Source organism: Pantoea sp. C1E2, from assembly GCF_056491465.1.
Window position 1 is genome coordinate 745,063 of the sequence record NZ_JBSZHT010000002.1, and the last position, 17,975, is coordinate 763,037.

Sequence of the window (17,975 nt, forward strand, 5' to 3'; positions counted from 1 at the left end):
AGTGAGCCGCCGGCATGGCGGGTGTTGAAAATTGCAGCGCTGCACCGAATGAGTGCAGTTGACCCATCAGCATTGCCAATGACGGGCAAGGAAAATCGTGGGTTCGGGATATAACTCGGGAAAGAAAGTAACACTTTATTAACATTCCGTCAGGCGTGCGGGCGTGACCTGTCACGCAATTCTGAGTCAATCTGCCGCCTTTATGGCAGAAGTGTGCAGTCGGTCCAGTCATCGCTTTGTGTTATATCACCACAACAAAGCACTATTATCCGTGGCTTCGGCCCTAATCCTATGCTCAGGGGAAAACTGACATCCCCCGAACCCAGGATTGACCATGCCCGAGATAGCCGATCGTTTAAAGAATGTGACCGTTTCCGCCTCCGTTGCCATGACCCAAAAAGCGCGCGATCTCGCTGCGCAGGGCGTTGATGTGGTAGCACTTTCTACCGGCGAACCCGACTTCCCTACACCGGAACATGCGATTGAAGCCGCGTATGCCGCTGCACGCGCGGGCGACACGCGCTACCCACCCACCGACGGTACGCCTGCACTGCGCAAAGCTATCCAGCTGAAATTCAAACGGGATAACCAGCTGGAGTATGACGTCAGCCAGATTCTGACGGCGGGTGGCGCGAAGCAGATCATCTTTAACGCCATCATGGCGACCATCAATCCGGGCGATGAAGTGGTGATCCCAACGCCATCGTGGATTAGCTATGCCGATATCGTGAAATTTGCCGGTGGTGTTCCGGTGCCGCTGCCGTGTGCGCAGGAGAATGGCTTCAAACCGCTGCCAGCGGATCTGGATGCGGCGATCACTGACAAGACCAAATGGCTGCTGCTGAACTATCCGAGCAACCCAACCGGTTCGGTGGCCAGCAAAGCCGAGCTGCAGGCGCTGGGTGACGTGCTATTGCGCCATCCGCAGGTGTGGATCATGACGGATGATATCTATGAACATCTGATCTATGACGACGTGCGTTTTTATACCCTCGCGCAGGTTGAACCGCGCCTGTATGACCGTGTGCTGACGGTGAACGGTGTGTCGAAAGCCTATTCAATGACAGGCTGGCGTCTGGGCTTTTGCGGTGGTCCTGCGCCATTAATTAAAGCCATGAGCAATGTGAACACGCAGAACAGCGGCGGCGTCTGTACCTTGACGCAGGCGGCAGCGGTGGCGGTGCTGGAAGGCCCGCAGGATCTATTGCAAGAGCGAGCACGCATTTACCGTGAACGCCGTGATTACGTGCTGGAGCGTCTGACCTCGATTGATGGCCTGCGCTGCCATAAGCCAGAGGGTGCGTTCTATCTGTTTGTGAACATTGAAGGGTTGATCGGCAAGACCAGCGCCGGTGGCCGTTTCATCAGCAACGATGCCGATTTTGTGCTGGCGCTGATTGAAGAGCAGCATGTGGTGACGGTGCAGGGGGCTGCGTATGGCATGAGCCCGTACTTCCGTTTGTCCTACGCCACCAGCATGGAGCGTTTGCAGACAGGCTGCGATCGTATCGCGGCGTTCTGCGCTGGTTGTCGTTAAACGTAAGGCGAAAAAAATGGCTGCCGATGGGCAGCCATTTTTATTTGGGTGATTTAAAGAGGTTACTGAGCAAGCACTTCTGCGGCCGGCGCTACCTGATGGCCGCTGGCTTCAATTTCACTGCGCACAATGGTGGCGAGAGCCAGTGATCCCGGCGTGTCGCTGTGCACCAGGATTGACCGGGCACGCACGGCAATCACTTCCCCTTCGAAGGTGGTGACGGTGCCATGCTGCAGGAACTGACGCACGCGGGCACGCAGCGCCGCTTCTTCTTTGATGACTGAACCAGCAATGCCGCGCGGGACTAAACGGCCCTGCGCATCGTAGGCGCGGTCGGCGAGGAACAGCGTCAGGGTTTTCAGGCCCGCTGCCTGTGCTGCTCGCTCAATGAGGGTATCGGGTTGTGCGAACACGATCAGATCCGTATTGATACGGGCAACGAGCGTCATGACCTGCTGCGCTAATGCCTCGTCGCGATTGACGATATTGCCCATCGCAGCGTGGAAGCTAAAGTGCGACACCTTCGTGCCTTCTGCCTGAGCAATCGCTGTCAGCGCGCCGAGTTGATAAGCGACCTGCTGGCATATCTCTTCGGCACTGAACGGCAGCTCGCGACGACCAAAGCCCTGTCGATCGGGCAAGCCTGGATGCGCACCAATGCCGACACCATTCTCTTTCGCCAGCCGCACCATTCGGGTCATGATCGCCGGATCGCCGGCGTGGAATCCGCAGGCGATATTGGCTGAGGAGACCACTTTCATCAGCGCGGCGTCATCGCACAGTTGATAAACGCCGAAGCCTTCGCCCATATCGGAGTTCAGATCAATCTTCATGATTTTTTTCCTTAGGAAAATTATGCGGTTAACGCTTTACGCAGCGGTGGGCAGCTCACACGTAAACGGCTTAGCCAGCCTGCGACCTGTTGCTCGATGGCGATGGCCTCACGCGTATCACTCTGAATCAGCTGGATCGATTGGCCGGGTAATACTTGCCCTAAACGCCACAGATCCTGCTCGATCACGCCGGCGATCTTGGGATAACCGCCCGCGGTGTTGGCATCGCTGAGCTGAATGATCGGCTCGCCGCCAGGCGGCACCTGCACAATGCCGGGGATCAGTCCGTAGGATCGCATCTCAATAGTTTGTGACGGGAAAATCGGATCGCCCGCCAGTCGATATCCGGTGCGGTTGCTTTGATTGGAGACCTGCCATGACTGCTCCCAGAAGCGACCTGCATCGGCAGCAAACAAGGGATACTCGCCGGATGGAATGGCGCGCAGCTGAATTTCCCCTGCGCTGTTGCGCGGAAAATGGGCGCGCAGGGCACTGTCGGGCGGCTCAATGCCAATACCGCTAGTGGGCAGCGGTGAAGCATGCGTTTCACCCAGTGCCAGGCGGTCGCCACGCTGCAGCGGACGGCCTTCCAGGCCACCAAACCCGCCACGCAGTGCCGTGCTGCGCGATCCCAGCACCATGGGCACATCAACACCGCCGGCGATGCACACGTAGCCACGAGCACCACTGCGCGGGTAACGCAATTCCAGCACCTGCCCGGCACGCACGCCGCAGCCCCACCAGGGCGGCAACGGTGCACCGTCTAAGGTGGCGCGGCAGTCAGCACCCGTCACGGCGATGCTGCTGTCCTGCAAAAAACGCACACGGAACGGGAACAGCTGAACTTCAATGGCGGCGGCATTTTCTTCATTGCCGAGCAGCAGATTTCCGGCGCGCAGTGCCAGCGGATCCATCACACCACTTACCGATACGCCCATATGGCGGAAGTGGAAACGCCCCAGATCCTGAACCGTGTTCAGGGCGCCGCTCTGTTCAATTTCGATCACAGTTCAATCCTCTGCGGCAGAAAACGGATACGATCACCCGGTGCCATCAGTGCGGGTGATTCTGCCATTGGATCAAATACCTCCAGCTCGGCAAAACCGATGGCGTTCCAGCCGTTGGGGCCGGTCAGCGCTGAAACACCGGCCTGTGCCCCACCAATGGTGACCGTGCCTTTGAGCATACTGAGCGAGGGGACTTTCTTGCGTGGCGTGGCTAACTGCGGATCGAGCCCATGCAGGTAACCAAAGCCCGGTGCGCTGCCGAGGGCAAACACGGTGTATTCGCTTTGATGGTGACGGCGCACCACTTCGCGTGCGCTGAATCCGGTGTGACGACAAACGGCATCCAGATCGGTGGCGTGCTCGCCGCCGTAATACACCGGAATCTCAATCAGTTTGCCCTGTGGGCTAATCGCCTGCGCCTGATCCCAGGCGGCATGCAGCGAAGCTCGAACGGCGGCTTCGTCCTCAGGGATGTGTCGGAACAGCACCAGTAGATTAGTGACACCGGGGATCAGGGCTTCAACCGCCTCATCCGCCTGCAGCAAACGCGCTAATGACCAGATGCGGCGCTGGCCGGAAAGATCAAATCCACCTGGTGCTTCCACCAGCCACGCACGGGCGCCAATGGTGGAAAGGGCGATCGCAGAGGAACAAGCCAGCGCGGGTGCGCTGGCGGGCTGGATATCAGAGTGCGACATCACGGGCATGATTATTCCAGTGGTTCAAATTTCAGGCTGGAGAGCGGTTGTACGCGCTCTTCACGCACCATTTTGTATTCAGTTTTCGGCCCAATCCAGGTATCCCAGATTTTGTCGATGGTGCCTTCATCGTCCATCGCTTTCAGACCACTGTTGACGCTGGCCAGCAGTGCCGGCTCATCTTTCTTCATGCCAATACCAATCGGTTCCAGCGCCATCGGCTCTTTCACCATCGCCAGCTCAATACCGTCTTTTTTCGCCTGGGCGATGGTTTTGATACCGGTCATGGTGTTGGTCACGAAGCCCACAGATTTGTTCTGCTCCAGTGCCAGGAAAGCGGATGCCGTATCCTGGAAGGTCACCGCTTTGCCGCCTTTGATGTGGATCGACTGCTCAGACGTGGTGCCCTTAGTGGCGCTGATGCGTTTGCCTTTGAAGAAGTCTAGCGACTTATCCGCCAGAGGCGCTTTCACCACCAGCATCTCTTTAGCCACGTAGTAGGGATCGCTGAACTGGATCTGGTTACCGCGCGTTTTGGTGTAGGCGAGGTTAGCAATCAGCACATCGGCGCGGCCGGTGGCGATCACTGCAATACGGGCTTCAACAGAGGTGGGAACCAGCGTGAGTTTGACGTTCATCTGTTTCGCCAGTGCGGTGCACAGATCAATATCCATGCCCACCAGCTGACGCGTCTTGGGATCCGGTGAAGAGAAGGGCGGCACGTCAGAATAGACTGCGCACTTAAGCTCACCGCTGGATTTGATATTCGCCATCATGTCTGCCTGCGCCGCCGAAACAGCCAGCAACGGCAGCAGTGCCAACCCAATGGTGGTAAGTCTTTTCATGGTCATGTGCATTCCCTCAATGGTGGATACTGCCTCGGAGCGCAAAATCTCGCTTTTCTGGACTATATCGGCTTTGTTTTGCGGCGAAAAAGAGGGAAAGCGTGTTATGCAATAGGGAAATGATATGACCTATGTCGATAAGTTATTTCTATTCAGGCAGAGCGAAAAAGTGTTATCCAGCGCACATTTTTCTCCCTAGTGTGAAGCGCGTTGTCCTCTCGGCAATCCTGCCGATTGCGCGTGGTAGAGAGAGAAGAGTGAGAGCATGAATCCCCGATTAGGCGTGTTATTGAAGATCTTCGCTGCACTGTGCGCCACGCTGATGCTGGCCTGCGTCAAAGGTCTGAACGGTGCCGTCCCCACCGGTGAAGTGATTTTTTTCCGCAGCTTTATTGCGCTATTTCCCCTGTTAATCTGGCTGAAAGTGCAGGGTAACGTACTGGAGAATCTCAAGACGCGTAATCTGTTTGGCCATTTCATTCGCGGTTTCTCCGGCACCGGCGGCATGTATTTTAACTATCTGGCGCTGGTGTATATCTCGCTGGCTGATGCCACTGCACTGAGTTATGCCGCACCGTTGTTTACTGTGATGATGGCAGCGATGCTGCTCAAAGAACGCGTTCGCGTCTCGCGCTGGGTTGCCGTTGTGGTGGGATTGTCGGGTATCCTGATTATGCTCTCCTCCAGCCTTGCGGCCAGTGGGGGGGTGCTAGCAGGCAGTGCCAGCAGTGCCACGGCCAGCCTTGGTGTTGCCTTTGCATTGATTGCCGCACTCTGTACGGCTACCTCGAATGTGCAAATCCGTTTTCTGAATGGCATCGAAAAACCGGGCGCGATCGTGTTCTATTTCTCGGTGATGACAACGTTGATCGGTCTGGCAACGGCATTTTTCGGTTGGGTAAAACCTACCGGATTGCAGTGGCTGCTGCTGGTGGGCTGCGGTTTGTTTGGCGGCCTGGCACAGATTCTGGTGACGCTCAGCCTGCGCTATGCGGATGCCTCGCTGCTGGCGCCGTTTGATTACACCACGCTGGTGTGGTCGATGCTGATTGGCTATCTGTTCCTTAATAGCCTGCCGGGTTCGACCACGATATTTGGCGCGTCGATTGTGGCGCTCGCCGGGATCTTTGCAGTGTGGCGGGAAAACCGGCAACGCAAGTTGGCGATGGTGAGCAGTACGCCTTAATTCGGTGTGCTAGCCGCTGCGCGGTTTGCGAAAACCAGGCCGCCAAAGATGGCGGCCTGGATAACTCCGTGCTTATGCACTTACCGATAAACATCATCGATAATTTCTACCTGCTTGTTTTGCAGCGCTTCTGCCAGCCAACCGCGTTCCAGTGAACCGGTTTTCGCCAGCTCGAAGTTATGCTCATCAACGATTAAGTAAGCTTGCGCCGCTTCAAGAATTCGCGCGGCATCCTGGCGTGGAATCACAATCACGCCGTCGGCATCGCCTAAGACGATATCGCCAGGTGAAACGTGAATTTTACCGCAGGCAATCGGCACGTTGATTTCGCCTGGGCCATCTTTAAAAGGGCCACCTGGCGTATGCCCGGCGGCATAAATTGGGAAATCCATGCGTGATAAGCCCTCAATATCACGCACCGGTCCATCCAGCACGATGCCTTCCATACCGCGCTGTCTGGCATAAGTGGCCATCACTTCGCCCATCAACGATTGGCTGCGATCGCCCTCATTCGACAAGATGATCACATCGTTCGGGCCAGCCATATCCAATGCTTTGTGCAGCATCAGGTTATCACCAGAGCGCGCTTTCACCGTCACCGCCAGGCCACACATGATGGGGGCCTTGGGCGCCGTTTTCAGGCTGATCTCTGCCGATAGTGCAGGCAAGCGACTCATGCAGTCGGCCACTACCGCTGCGGGTAAACGGCGGAACGCTTCCAGTAACGGCTCGGCATCGGATGGACGGCGTAAATAAATACGATTTCCTGCGGTCATTTTATTTCTCCTGTCAGGGTTATTAACTTGTAATCGATAAGGGATGTCCGATGAATATCACCGGCAAATTTTTTTTTACTTATTAAAGGCGATATAAATGTGTAATCACCTGATTTAATGGGAGTGTACGGGATTGGTGACGTGTTACGAATGCGCTGTTACAGCTAACGAAATCAGGATCACGAAATAAAAATGGCAGCGCATTTAACTTACTGATTAATAATTTTATTGGATTTTATTATGGCTAAATATATTTAAAGTATGACTGGGTGTATTGCATGTTAGATATTTAACTTCATAGGGAGTATTTGACGAGGAAATAGATCAGGCATTTAAATCACCGTAACAATAGGATGCGGTAACGCCGCACCGGACAACGAGATGTCGCACATTGCCATCGCCGAATCCGTGGATGGCTGCCCCGTAGCTGGCTGGAGCAGGTAAGTGATGAGGATTATGGGTTGTAGGTCATTTAGGATGCCGTGAGGCATCCTGCAGCCTAAAGTTTTAAACGCAGGTTATTGCTGACCTCGGCAATCAATGAATTGGGCACTTCCTGATCACGAGCGAGAAGAGGCCACTGCGCCACAGCTTCGACTGTTTCATCAATGACCCGATCCAGATTACGCTTGCTGAATAGTGGGCTTATTTTCTCTAAAGCGTAGAAGTCATTGCGGGTGAAATCCTCGCGTTTACCATTCAATGTCATCCAATGGCTGTTAACCCACTTACTCCCGGGTTTATAGCTGTAGGCCAGATCGTAAGCTGGAGCCAATTGCCATTTGTTGTCCTTCAGCATGAAAGCAAAGTTCTTGGCATGATCGTCATGGTTGCGCGCCACAACATTAAAGATCATTCGTTTCATTAGCTGTTCTGCATCACGTGCGGGAAGCTTAAGCTGCCGCGCTACGCTGAACAGCTCTGCATAAGAAAATGAGCCAGGCTTTTTATAATCGACATGGGCCAGTCCATTCAGGGTCTGTACATGGATCTTCTGATTTCCAATACGGTCAAAGCGCTGAGTAATGAAATGGCGGCGATGACCTTCCGACAATAATTGCGAAGGCATCATCTCGATACCACAGGCTGTTGCCATTTGATAATAAACGTACTCCATGGCCCCGAATCCCAATGGATCACCAAAGGTTTCCTGGTTGCGATTATGTTCACTCACACCATCAAATTTCATCAGATAGTGTGTGTAATCATCCGGAATCGTGGCCTGGCCAGAGCGCACCTCGGTGAAATCTTCATTAAATGCGAGAACCGCCTTAGGTCTTGCTCCACCCGCACTCATGCCTACTGATAGCAGCGAAAGCATGGCTTCACGATCTTCATCTCCGTCTCGATGAAGTGTTGCTGAGAAAGCTCCTCGGGCATCAAGGATTTCCTGTGCAATGACAACAAGGGATGCTATTTCAATCGGATTTGAGGCATTGAGACTGCGAAGTTTTGTCGCCGGCGTGTATTCCAACGCACCCATACCGCGCTTGCCCGTGTATTGCAGTCGTTGCAATGGCGTAATGTCGGCAGGAAGTTTACCCTGGCTCGCGACCCAGGCATTGAGCACTGCGTTACCAAAATCATCTGGCAACGAGTCGGCAATTAAACCGGGTAGCCCTTTGAAGGTCGTAAACGCAAGTTCAGGGAAACTGTAGATTTGTGTTGCCAGCGGCATTTTGAGTGGGGAAAGTTCTATTCCTTGTTTTATAAAGTTGGGTGCATATTCAAACGCCCCCGATCCTTTTTCTGAATCAAAACTCACCGCACCCACTTCTTGTTGTGCATAGGTAACATTGATAACTTCCATTACCATTCTGATTTCTCCTCCCTGAGCGGTTTATCTTTTCGTTGCCCTGAAGCTCTCCGCCTTTGTTTACCCTGCAGCTTTGCAAGTTGAATCGGGGATATCTCCTGACGCGGCAGAAACAGCTCCAGCTTTTCGGTGAGATCCAACGCTACCATGATGGCGATAAAGACATCGAACGGCACTTTTCCTTTTTCAGCATTGAGCACAGACTTACGTGCAACACCTGCGCGCTCAGCAACCTCCGTCTGCGTTAAGTCACGATTAAGACGGGCTTGCTTGAGTCGCTGGCCAATTTCTTCAGCCAGTGCGGATGCAGAAGGAGTAGTCATATCTTTAAAGTCCCAATGTAGACACTTTATCGTCGATTAAGCGTTTAATGTCCTAATTATAGGACTCTATCGGATGATTGTCATGATAAATGGATGTTTTATAGAGTCCCTTATATTGCACTTTATGAGGTTTAAAGGTGAGTTAAGTCCTTAAAGTGGGACATAATCAAGTTGAGGGGGCTAAGGGATTAAGTTTAGAAAACGACAAACGCAGAAAAGCAAAAACCCAGCCATAAGCTGGGTTTTCAGAATGTTGGTGCCCGGACGCGGAATCGAACCACGGACACGGGGATTTTCAATCCCCTGCTCTACCGACTGAGCTATCCGGGCAACGGGGCGCATTAAACCTTAATGGCTTTCAGCCGTCAACGGCTTTCGTCAAAAAAGCGTAGCAATCGTGACTGATTGCTTGCTTTTCAGGCAGGGTGCGCAAAATCTCAACGTGCCCGCTGGTGGTAAGGCGGTATTCAGGATTGCGTGACCTGCATGACCTGCATGACCTGCATGACCTGCATGACCTGCATGACCTGCATGACCTGCATGACCTGCGTGATGCGCGAGCCTAAGGGCCGCCCGCGACAGTTTATGCTAATGCGCCATTCTGCCGGCACAGCGCAATACCCAGCACATCCTCTGCCAGACGACGCGCGGTAGCGACATCCTGCACGTTGCGTTTCACCAGTAATTTGCTCAGGCACCCTTCAAGAATCAGCTCCATCTGATCGGCCACCATCGTCGGGTTATCCAGCGCCAAATCCACCAGAATCTCATGGGTGAACTGCCATGAGCTGCGTTTCTGCTGCTCGGCTAACTGATGCAAGGGTTGGTCAGGCTGCGGATAGAAGCTGCAGGCGGCGATAAACAGGCAGCCGGGAAAGCGTCCTTTGTTCACGTGCTCGCTTAACACGTCGTAACGCGCCAGCAATTTTTGTTGGGCAGTGAGATGTTCATTGAGCTGTATCTGGCGGCGCCAGCTGTCAATCTGCTGGCCGTGATAACGCAGGGCGTCATACAACAGGGCGTCGCGGTCGGGCCAGTAACGCTCAAGATGTTCTGGGTCTAATCCGGTTTCCCCTGCTAACTGCTGCAGGGAAGTGGTGGCGGCCAAGCCGCTCTGCTCAAGCACATTCAGCGCATGCTCAAGAATCTGTTCACGTTGCAAGTGACTCTCCTCTGGAATGCGGGCCCGCTCGCATACGAACGGGCAGTGTCCTGGAACCAGTGTCGTTTAACGAGATAGATTGTGCAAATGCGCGCGGAAGTCAGCCGCACTCAGGAATCCGGTAACGCGTGAGTCGGGAATCTCTTTGCCTTGCGCATCAAAGAATAGAATGGTCGGCAAGCCTAATACCTGTAAATGCTGCAACAGGGCGTTATCCTGGGCGTTATTCGCGGTGACGTTGGCTTGCAGTAACTGTACCTGACTTAAATCGGCACGCACGCCGTCATCGCTGAAGGTGTACTTCTCGAACTCTTTGCACGCAACACACCAATCCGCATAGAGATCGACCATGGTGATGCGGCCCTGTGCCTGCTGTAATGCGCTATCAAGCTGTTCGCTGCTGGCAATGGTTTTGAACGGCAGATGTGCCACAGACTGCACGCTGGCGCTGTTGCCAAAAGCCCAATCCTGTAGCGGACGAGCGGCCACCAGCGCAGCAGCGAGCATGATGATTTGTAGAATGCGCCATTTGCCATTAGCACGCAGGCTGAGGCTGAACGCCCAGGCAAAGAACGCGACGCCGAGCAGGCTCCACAGTCTTAATCCCCAGACATCTCCCACTACGCGCTCCAGCAAGAAGACCGGCAGCGCCAGAATCACAAAGCCGAAGCCCTCTTTGACGCTCTGCATCCATGGGCCACTTTTTGGCAGCAGCTTGTTGCCGAACATCGTCACGGCAATCAGCGGCAGGCCCATCCCGAAGGCATAGAGCCACAGCGTGCCCGCGCCTGCCCAGAGATTGCCGCTCTGTGCGATATACAGCAGGATGGCGCTCAGCGGTGCGGTAGTGCAGGGCGAGCAGATCAATCCCGCCAATGCGCCCATCATAAATACGCCCGGCAGCGAACCACCTTGCTGGCGATTACTCCACAGCGTCAGGCGCGTTTGCAGGCCGGATGGCAGTTGCAGCGAGAACAGGCCAAACATCGACAGCGCCAGCACGATGAACAGCGCTGACAGGCCAATCAACACGTAAGGATGTTGCAGCGCCGCCTGGAAATGTAAACCTGCGGCGGCCACCACCATGCCGAGCACGGTGTAGGTCAGCGCCATGCCTTGCACATATACCATCGCCAGCGCGAACAGGCGACCAGCAGAGTACCGGCGTTGACCACCGAGAATGATGCTGGAGATCAGCGGATACATCGGCAATACGCATGGCGTGAAGGCAACGCCGATGCCAATCAGCAGCGCCCACAACGGTGAAAACGGCAGTGGCGTGCGCTGCTGTGCAGGCTGCGCGTTAACGGCGGGAGCATCGTGATTCTCGGCAACCGGGTTGAGCGGCACTGAACGGGTTTCTGGCGGATAGCAGAATCCGGCTGCCGCACAGCCCTGATAGGTCACGGTAAGCGTGGCACCTGACTCAGCCTGATGCAGAGTGATCGGCACCTGTAAATCCTGCGGGTAGATCTCGCTCTTACCGTAGAACTCATCCTCATGCGGTTGTCCTGGCGGCAGAGCCAGTGGCGCCATCTGCGCTTTCTGCGGCGTCACATGGATTTGCTGGCGATAAAGATAGTAGCCATCTTTCACCTTCCAGCTCAGCGTCAGTTGGTTGCCCTGCTGACTGAAATCAAAGCCAAAGGCCTGATCTACCGGCACAAAGCGGCTGTTATTGTTCGGTGAGAAGATATTGGCCTGTGCTGAAAAGCAAAACAGCAGTGCGAGGCAAAAGCCCATCAGGCGAGAAAGTCGTGCAGCCATGAGGATGTAATCAGCTCCGGTGGCGAATGAGCCGCGATGATAGCACGGCCGTCTCGCCACGAGGTTTACAGGATGTAACGGCGCTACAGAATCAGGCTGCCAAACAGGAAGCCAAACGCCACGGAGAAGGCAATCGCCAACACGCCGGGAATGATAAAGGAGTGATTAAACACAAACTTGCCGATTCGGGTCGAACCGGTGTCATCCATTTCTACGGCTGCCAATAAGGTGGGGTAGGTTGGCAACACAAACAGCGCCGAAACGGCGGCAAAGGAGGCGACTGCGGCCAGCGGAGATACACCGAGCATCAGGGCGGCCGGCATCAGCGCCTTGGTGGTCGCCGCCTGCGAATAGAGCAGGGTGGCGGCGAAGAACAGTACCAGCGCAAGCATCCACGGGTAACTCTGCAGCATGTCACCCGCAGCGGTTTGAATCTCACTCAAATGCGCTTTGACAAAAGTGTCGCCGAGCCACGCCACACCCATCACGCAGATACAGGCGCTCATGCCGGATTTGAAGGTGCTGGCGCTAAGGATTTCGCCGGTATCCACTTTGCAGGTCAGACAAATCAAGGTGGCGACGGTGAGCATAAACACCACAATCGCTTCGTTGCGCGGCAATACCGGATCGCTGATGAGCCCGACGCTGTCGCTGATCGCCGTGGCATAGAGCACTACCGCCGCAATGCCGATCAGGAATAGCCCGACCGCGCGTTTTGCGCCAGGCTTGATGTCATAAACGCGTTCACCGCGCAGCGTCACTTCGCCTTTGGCTAAGCGCGCCTGATAAACCTCATCATCCTTTAGCTCTTTACCGAGAAAGCTGGTGATCACCGCAGCACAGAAGATGGCGGCCATGGTGGAGGGGATCGATACTGCGAGCAGCGCCAGATAGCTGACTCCACGGGGTTCCAGAATCGACGCGAAGAACACCACCGCAGCAGAAAGCGGTGAAGCGGTAATGGCAATTTGCGAGGCGACGACGGCGATGGATAATGGGCGCGAGGGGCGGACGCCTTGCTCTTTGGCGACTTCAGCAATCACCGGCAGCGTGGAGAAAGCGGTATGGCCGGTGCCTGCCAGCAGTGTCATCACATAGGTGACGAGTGGCGCGAGAAAAGTGACATAACGTGGATGACGGCGCAGCAGCTTTTCGGCCAAGCCCACCATGTAATCAAGCCCGCCGGCGATTTGCATCGCGGCTATCGCGGCGATCACCGCCATAATAATTTCGATCACATCAAAGGGAATGGAGCCGGGTTTCATGCCACAGAACAACGTCAACACCAGCACGCCTAATCCGCCCGCAAATCCAATACCGATGCCGCCTAAACGCGCACCCAACCAGATTGCCAGCAGGACAATCAGTAACTCCACACCTACCATTCGTTCCACTCCTGAGCCGTGGGGGAAATCCAGACTCTTAAAGTTGTAGCCGCCAAAATGAAAAAAGCACGCCGTATTGTATACAAGCGTGCTTTTGGCGATTTGATCCGGAACGGATTACTGTTCGTTTTCGTCGGTGTAGCGTTTGGCTTTGTAGGTTGGATGCATCAGGTTCTGGATGGAGAAGATGTCATCCAGTTCTGCTTCGGTCAGCAGGCCACGCTCCAGCACCACTTCACGTACGCTCTTACCGGTTTCCGCACAAATCTTGCCGACGATATCGCCATTGTGGTGGCCGATATACGGGTTGAGGTAGGTGACAATACCGATGGAGTTAAACACGTAAGCTTCACATACCGCTTTGTTGGCGGTGATGCCATTCACGCATTTCTCCAGCAGGTTGAAGCAAGCGTTGGTCAGGATGCTGATCGACTCAAACAGCGCCTGGCCAATCACCGGTTCCATCACGTTCAGCTGCAGCTGACCCGCTTCTGATGCCATGGTCACGGTGATGTCATTACCGATAACTTTAAAGCACACCTGATTCACCACTTCTGGCACCACCGGGTTCACTTTGGCTGGCATGATCGATGAACCGGCCTGCAGTTCTGGCAGGTTGATTTCGTTCAGGCCAGAACGAGGGCCGGAAGAGAGCAGGCGGAGGTCGTTACAGATCTTCGACAGCTTGACCGCCAGACGTTTCAGCGCAGAGTGCACCATCACGTAGGCGCCGCAGTCGGAGGTAGCTTCGATCAGGTCTTCCGCCGGAACGACTGGCAGATTACTGACTTCCGCCAGACGCTGAACGGCGAGTTGCTGATAGCCATCCGGGGTGTTGAGGCGAGTCCCGATTGCCGTGGCGCCGAGGTTCACTTCCAGCAGCAGTTCAGCAGTACGCAGAATGCTACGGGTCTCTTCGTTCAGCAGCACGTTAAACGCGTGGAACTCCTGGCCCAGCGTCATCGGTACGGCATCCTGCAACTGGGTGCGCCCCATCTTGAGGATGTTTTCGAACTCGACCGCTTTACGCTGGAAGCCTTCGCTCAGTTGGCTAATGCCGTCCAGCAGTTTCAGAATGGACGCGTAAACCGCGATGCGGAATCCGGTGGGATAAGCATCGTTGGTGGATTGACACTTATTTACGTGATCGTTGGGGTTGAGGTACTGGTACTCACCTTTCTGGTGGCCCATCAGCTCCAGACCGATGTTTGCCAGTACTTCGTTGGTGTTCATGTTGACCGAGGTACCCGCGCCGCCCTGATAGACGTCAACCGGGAACTGATCCATGCATTTACCGTTATTCAGCACTTCATCACAAGCCTGAATAATGGTGTTTGCGATGTTGCGAGGGATTGTTTGCAGCTCTTTGTTGGCGAGCGCGGCTGCTTTTTTCACCATCACCATACCGCGTACAAACTCCGGTATGTCACTGATTTTGTTGTTACTAATGTAGAAGTTCTCAATCGCACGCAGAGTATGAACACCGTAGTAAGCGTCTGCCGGAACTTCGCGCATGCCTAACAGGTCTTCTTCGATACGAATGTTGTTCGCCATGATTACCTTCTTATTATTTCTGCGGTGTCACTGCCGGGCGACCGGGATGGTCGGGCGGCAATCACTGTGCAGGTGAAGCAATTATATTGTCGTGGAATACCAGCGCCGACATATTATCCATCTTCAGGCTGGCGGGCACGATCATATTCTGTTGTTACAGAATTGTTTGTGCACAGATCACTTTACGGGCATTTACTGGCCCAGCGGTAATAACGATATGTGATGTAGTTCGCAATTTTAAGTCAGTCGGAAAAATTTGGCAGGATCGGTTGAAATTGCGGGTTGAGATGCCCATCTCTATCAATACGGTCTGACAGACCATCCCTTTCTGCTGCCTGGCTATAAGCGAGGCAGCCCTACTCACAGGAGATATCGGTGCGCTGGATACCGTTCGTGATTTTTTTTGTTCTGGCCTGGATTGAGATCTCAATTTTCATTCAGGTCGCGCATGCCCTCGGCGTGCTGCTGACCATGCTGCTGGTGATCTTCACCTCCTGCATCGGGGTGTCGCTGGTGAAAAACCAGGGGATGAAAAATTTCCGCCTGATGCAGGAGAAGCTGGCGCGCAATGAAAGCCCAGCGGCGGAGATGACCAAAAGCGTTTCGCTGATCATTTCTGGATTCTTGTTGCTGCTGCCAGGCTTCTTTACTGACTTCCTCGGTTTGTTACTGCTGCTGCCGCCGGTGCAGAAGCATCTGACGCTGAAATTAATGCCTCACTTGCGCGTGTGGCGCGGGCCGGGTGCAGGTCCTGACAGCGGCTTCACCATGGATGGCGAATACGAGCGTAAAGACCAGGATCAAATCGGGCACGATAAAGATCGTTAAGTTAACAAGGGCGGCGAGAGTCGCCCTTTTTGCTGCCTTTTTCGCCATCTGTTACACAAACGAAAGTTTTTTATTTTTTTGCCCTTGAAAGCCCATTAATTGACCCTATCTCTCTCTCCACGAGGCCGGAAGCCATGCAGTCCGGTTCAACCCAAAAAACTGAATGATTGGACTTCTCAAAGGAGAGCTACCAAATGAAAATTCGTCCGTTGCACGATCGCGTTATCGTTAAGCGTAAAGAAGTTGAAGCTAAATCTGCTGGCGGTATCGTTCTGACCGGCTCTGCAGCTGGCAAATCAACTCGCGGTGAAGTTCTGGCTGTTGGCAATGGCCGCATCCTGGAAAACGGCGATGTTAAGCCGCTGGACGTGAAAGTTGGCGATCTGGTTATCTTCAGCGAAGGCTACGGTGCCAAAACTGAAAAGATCGATAACGAAGAAGTGCTGATCATCTCTGAAAGCGACATCCTGGCGGTTGTCGAAGCGTAATTACGCGTAATTCACTGAACGAAACGAATTTAAGGGATATTTGAAATGGCAGCTAAAGACGTAAAATTCGGTAATGACGCACGCGTAAAAATGCTGCGTGGCGTTAACATCCTGGCAGATGCAGTAAAAGTTACCCTGGGCCCGAAAGGCCGTAACGTGGTTCTGGATAAATCTTTTGGTGCACCGACCATCACTAAAGATGGTGTTTCTGTAGCACGTGAAATCGAACTGGAAGACAAGTTCGAGAACATGGGTGCTCAGATGGTGAAAGAAGTGGCCTCTAAAGCGAACGACGCTGCGGGCGACGGCACCACCACTGCAACCGTACTGGCACAGGCTATCGTGAACGAAGGCCTGAAAGCTGTGGCTGCGGGCATGAATCCAATGGACCTGAAGCGCGGTATCGATAAAGCAGTGATCGCTGCTGTTGAAGAGCTGAAAGCGCTGTCTGTTCCTTGCCAGGATACCAAAGCGATTGCTCAGGTGGGTACCATCTCTGCTAACTCCGACGAAACTGTTGGCGCTCTGATCGCTGACGCGATGGAGAAAGTAGGCAAAGAAGGCGTTATCACCGTTGAAGAAGGCACCGGCCTGCAAGACGAGCTGGACGTGGTTGAAGGTATGCAGTTCGACCGTGGCTACCTGTCTCCGTACTTCATCAACAAGCCAGAGACTGGCGCTATCGAACTGGATGCGCCTTTCATCCTGTTAGCCGATAAGAAAATCTCGAACATCCGTGAACTGCTGCCAGTACTGGAAGCGGTTGCGAAAGCCGGTAAACCACTGCTGATCATCGCTGAAGATGTTGAAGGCGAAGCGCTGGCAACTCTGGTGGTTAACACCATGCGCGGTATCGTGAAAGTCGCTGCTGTTAAAGCACCTGGCTTCGGCGACCGTCGTAAAGCGATGCTGCAGGATATCGCTATCCTGACCGGCGGTACCGTTATCTCTGAAGAGATCGGTCTGGACCTGGAGAAAGCCACCCTGGAAGATCTGGGTCAGGCTAAGCGCGTTGTGATCAACAAAGATACCTCTACCATCATCGATGGCGTGGGCGATCAGGGCGCAATTCAGGGCCGCGTAACGCAGATCCGTCAGCAGATCGAAGAAGCGACCTCTGATTACGACAAAGAAAAACTGCAGGAGCGCGTAGCGAAACTGGCAGGCGGCGTAGCCGTTCTGAAAGTGGGCGCAGCGACTGAAGTTGAAATGAAAGAGAAGAAAGCCCGCGTTGAAGATGCCCTGCACGCAACCCGTGCTGCGGTAGAAGAAGGCGTGGTTGCTGGTGGTGGTGTTGCACTGGTACGCGTTGCAGCGAAAATTGCTGCTTCAGGCCTGAAAGGTCAGAACGAAGACCAGAACGTCGGTATCAAAGTTGCGCTGCGCGCAATGGAAGCACCACTGCGTCAGATCGTGTCTAACGCCGGTGAAGAGCCTTCTGTTGTCACCAACAACGTGAAAGCAGGCGACGGTAACTACGGTTACAACGCACAGACTGAAGAATACGGCAACATGATCGACTTCGGTATCCTGGACCCAACCAAAGTAACCCGTTCTGCTCTGCAGTACGCGTCTTCTGTTGCGGGCCTGATGATCACCACCGAAGCGATGGTGACCGACCTGCCAAAAGGCGATGCACCTGATTTAGGTGGCGCTGGCGGCATGGGTGGCATGGGCGGAATGGGCGGCATGATGTAATTTGCCCCTGACTGCTTAGGTCATTTGAAAAACCCTCGATCGGAAACGGTCGGGGGTTTTTCTTTTGGCGGC

At 54.2% G+C, this 17,975-nt stretch carries 16 protein-coding genes and 1 tRNA gene; 5 read left to right on the top strand and 12 right to left on the bottom strand.

Going from position 1 to position 17,975, the window contains the following annotated elements; translation table 11 throughout:
• Positions 1–334 precede the first annotated feature (334 nt).
• Entirely contained in the window at positions 335–1,537 is a 1,203-nt protein-coding gene (locus tag ACXI0A_RS03620; protein ID WP_476150319.1) for an aminotransferase class I/II-fold pyridoxal phosphate-dependent enzyme, read from the top strand.
• Between the two features lie 62 nt (positions 1,538–1,599).
• Here the strand turns inward: ACXI0A_RS03620 and ACXI0A_RS03625 are convergent, their stop codons facing one another.
• From ACXI0A_RS03625 to ACXI0A_RS03640, 4 genes are read right to left on the bottom strand one after another with little or no spacing between them, the layout of a single operon-like run.
• Positions 1,600–2,370 (bottom strand): 5-oxoprolinase subunit PxpA, encoded by a 771-nt coding sequence (locus tag ACXI0A_RS03625; RefSeq protein ID WP_476150317.1) that lies wholly within the window; start codon positions 2,368–2,370, stop codon positions 1,600–1,602.
• 20 nt (positions 2,371–2,390) lie between these two features.
• Complete coding sequence (locus ACXI0A_RS03630; RefSeq protein WP_476150315.1) at positions 2,391–3,377, bottom strand: 5-oxoprolinase/urea amidolyase family protein; 987 nt, start codon at positions 3,375–3,377, stop codon at positions 2,391–2,393.
• Positions 3,374–4,075: a 5-oxoprolinase subunit PxpB gene (gene pxpB, locus ACXI0A_RS03635; protein ID WP_476151165.1), complete on the bottom strand. Its 702-nt coding sequence runs from the start codon at positions 4,073–4,075 to the stop codon at positions 3,374–3,376. Before pxpB ends, ACXI0A_RS03630 begins: the two co-directional genes overlap by 4 nt.
• 11 nt (positions 4,076–4,086) lie before the next feature.
• Entirely contained in the window at positions 4,087–4,926 is an 840-nt protein-coding gene (locus ACXI0A_RS03640; RefSeq protein WP_224932278.1) for a transporter substrate-binding domain-containing protein, read from the bottom strand.
• A 259-nt stretch (positions 4,927–5,185) separates the two neighbouring features.
• Here ACXI0A_RS03640 and ACXI0A_RS03645 point away from each other — a divergent pair, with 259 nt between their 5' ends.
• The gene (locus ACXI0A_RS03645) at positions 5,186–6,106 is read left to right on the top strand and encodes an EamA family transporter (protein ID WP_476150313.1); all 921 of its coding nucleotides are present in this window, start codon (positions 5,186–5,188) and stop codon (positions 6,104–6,106) included.
• Between the two features lie 80 nt (positions 6,107–6,186).
• On the opposite strand, the gene ACXI0A_RS03650 is transcribed toward ACXI0A_RS03645, so the two are convergent.
• From ACXI0A_RS03650 to aspA, 8 genes are all read right to left on the bottom strand, one after another.
• A complete protein-coding gene (locus ACXI0A_RS03650; RefSeq protein ID WP_034826696.1) occupies positions 6,187–6,882 on the bottom strand; it encodes an RraA family protein in 696 nt (231 codons plus the stop codon).
• 499 nt (positions 6,883–7,381) lie between these two features.
• A complete protein-coding gene (locus ACXI0A_RS03655) occupies positions 7,382–8,698 on the bottom strand; it encodes a HipA domain-containing protein (protein ID WP_476150311.1) in 1,317 nt (438 codons plus the stop codon).
• Positions 8,692–9,021, bottom strand: coding sequence for a helix-turn-helix domain-containing protein (locus ACXI0A_RS03660; protein WP_045831892.1), 330 nt, complete (start codon positions 9,019–9,021; stop codon positions 8,692–8,694). Before ACXI0A_RS03660 ends, ACXI0A_RS03655 begins: the two co-directional genes overlap by 7 nt.
• Positions 9,022–9,275: 254 nt before the next feature.
• A tRNA-Phe gene (locus ACXI0A_RS03665) sits at positions 9,276–9,351 on the bottom strand.
• A gap of 253 nt (positions 9,352–9,604) precedes the next feature.
• On the bottom strand, positions 9,605–10,183 hold the full coding sequence (dicD, locus tag ACXI0A_RS03670; protein ID WP_476150308.1) for a division control transcriptional repressor DicD: 579 nt from the start codon (positions 10,181–10,183) through the stop codon (positions 9,605–9,607).
• 66 nt (positions 10,184–10,249) lie between these two features.
• Positions 10,250–11,950 (bottom strand): protein-disulfide reductase DsbD, encoded by a 1,701-nt coding sequence (locus ACXI0A_RS03675; protein WP_476150307.1) that lies wholly within the window; start codon positions 11,948–11,950, stop codon positions 10,250–10,252.
• Positions 11,951–12,033: 83 nt separating this feature from the next.
• A complete protein-coding gene (locus ACXI0A_RS03680; RefSeq protein WP_476150305.1) occupies positions 12,034–13,335 on the bottom strand; it encodes an anaerobic C4-dicarboxylate transporter family protein in 1,302 nt (433 codons plus the stop codon).
• Between the two features lie 117 nt (positions 13,336–13,452).
• Positions 13,453–14,889, bottom strand: a complete 1,437-nt coding sequence (gene aspA, locus ACXI0A_RS03685) for an aspartate ammonia-lyase (protein ID WP_224932286.1) — start codon at positions 14,887–14,889, stop codon at positions 13,453–13,455.
• Positions 14,890–15,264: 375 nt separating this feature from the next.
• Here aspA and ACXI0A_RS03690 point away from each other — a divergent pair, with 375 nt between their 5' ends.
• The 3 genes from ACXI0A_RS03690 (at position 15,265) to groL (ending at position 17,903) form a co-directional block, all read left to right on the top strand.
• On the top strand, positions 15,265–15,717 hold the full coding sequence (locus tag ACXI0A_RS03690) for an FxsA family protein (protein WP_224932287.1): 453 nt from the start codon (positions 15,265–15,267) through the stop codon (positions 15,715–15,717).
• A 194-nt stretch (positions 15,718–15,911) separates the two neighbouring features.
• Positions 15,912–16,205 (top strand): co-chaperone GroES, encoded by a 294-nt coding sequence (locus ACXI0A_RS03695; RefSeq protein ID WP_476150303.1) that lies wholly within the window; start codon positions 15,912–15,914, stop codon positions 16,203–16,205.
• Between the two features lie 45 nt (positions 16,206–16,250).
• On the top strand, positions 16,251–17,903 hold the full coding sequence (gene groL / locus ACXI0A_RS03700; protein ID WP_224932289.1) for a chaperonin GroEL: 1,653 nt from the start codon (positions 16,251–16,253) through the stop codon (positions 17,901–17,903).
• Positions 17,904–17,975 lie beyond the last annotated feature (72 nt).

Excerpts from the sequence above, each read along its gene's own strand:
- ACXI0A_RS03620 (WP_476150319.1), top strand. The coding sequence starts at position 335 with ATGCCCGAGATAGCCGATCGTTTAAAGAATGTGACCGTTTCCGCCTCC.
- ACXI0A_RS03625 (WP_476150317.1), bottom strand. The coding sequence starts at position 2,370 with ATGAAGATTGATCTGAACTCCGATATGGGCGAAGGCTTCGGCGTTTAT.
- pxpB (WP_476151165.1), bottom strand. The coding sequence starts at position 4,075 with ATGTCGCACTCTGATATCCAGCCCGCCAGCGCACCCGCGCTGGCTTGT.
- ACXI0A_RS03640 (WP_224932278.1), bottom strand. The coding sequence starts at position 4,926 with ATGACCATGAAAAGACTTACCACCATTGGGTTGGCACTGCTGCCGTTG.
- ACXI0A_RS03645 (WP_476150313.1), top strand. The coding sequence starts at position 5,186 with ATGAATCCCCGATTAGGCGTGTTATTGAAGATCTTCGCTGCACTGTGC.
- ACXI0A_RS03650 (WP_034826696.1), bottom strand. The coding sequence starts at position 6,882 with ATGACCGCAGGAAATCGTATTTATTTACGCCGTCCATCCGATGCCGAG.
- ACXI0A_RS03655 (WP_476150311.1), bottom strand. The coding sequence starts at position 8,698 with ATGGTAATGGAAGTTATCAATGTTACCTATGCACAACAAGAAGTGGGT.
- ACXI0A_RS03660 (WP_045831892.1), bottom strand. The coding sequence starts at position 9,021 with ATGACTACTCCTTCTGCATCCGCACTGGCTGAAGAAATTGGCCAGCGA.
- ACXI0A_RS03675 (WP_476150307.1), bottom strand. The coding sequence starts at position 11,950 with ATGGCTGCACGACTTTCTCGCCTGATGGGCTTTTGCCTCGCACTGCTG.
- ACXI0A_RS03680 (WP_476150305.1), bottom strand. The coding sequence starts at position 13,335 with ATGGTAGGTGTGGAGTTACTGATTGTCCTGCTGGCAATCTGGTTGGGT.
- aspA (WP_224932286.1), bottom strand. The coding sequence starts at position 14,889 with ATGGCGAACAACATTCGTATCGAAGAAGACCTGTTAGGCATGCGCGAA.
- ACXI0A_RS03695 (WP_476150303.1), top strand. The coding sequence starts at position 15,912 with ATGAAAATTCGTCCGTTGCACGATCGCGTTATCGTTAAGCGTAAAGAA.
- groL (WP_224932289.1), top strand. The coding sequence starts at position 16,251 with ATGGCAGCTAAAGACGTAAAATTCGGTAATGACGCACGCGTAAAAATG.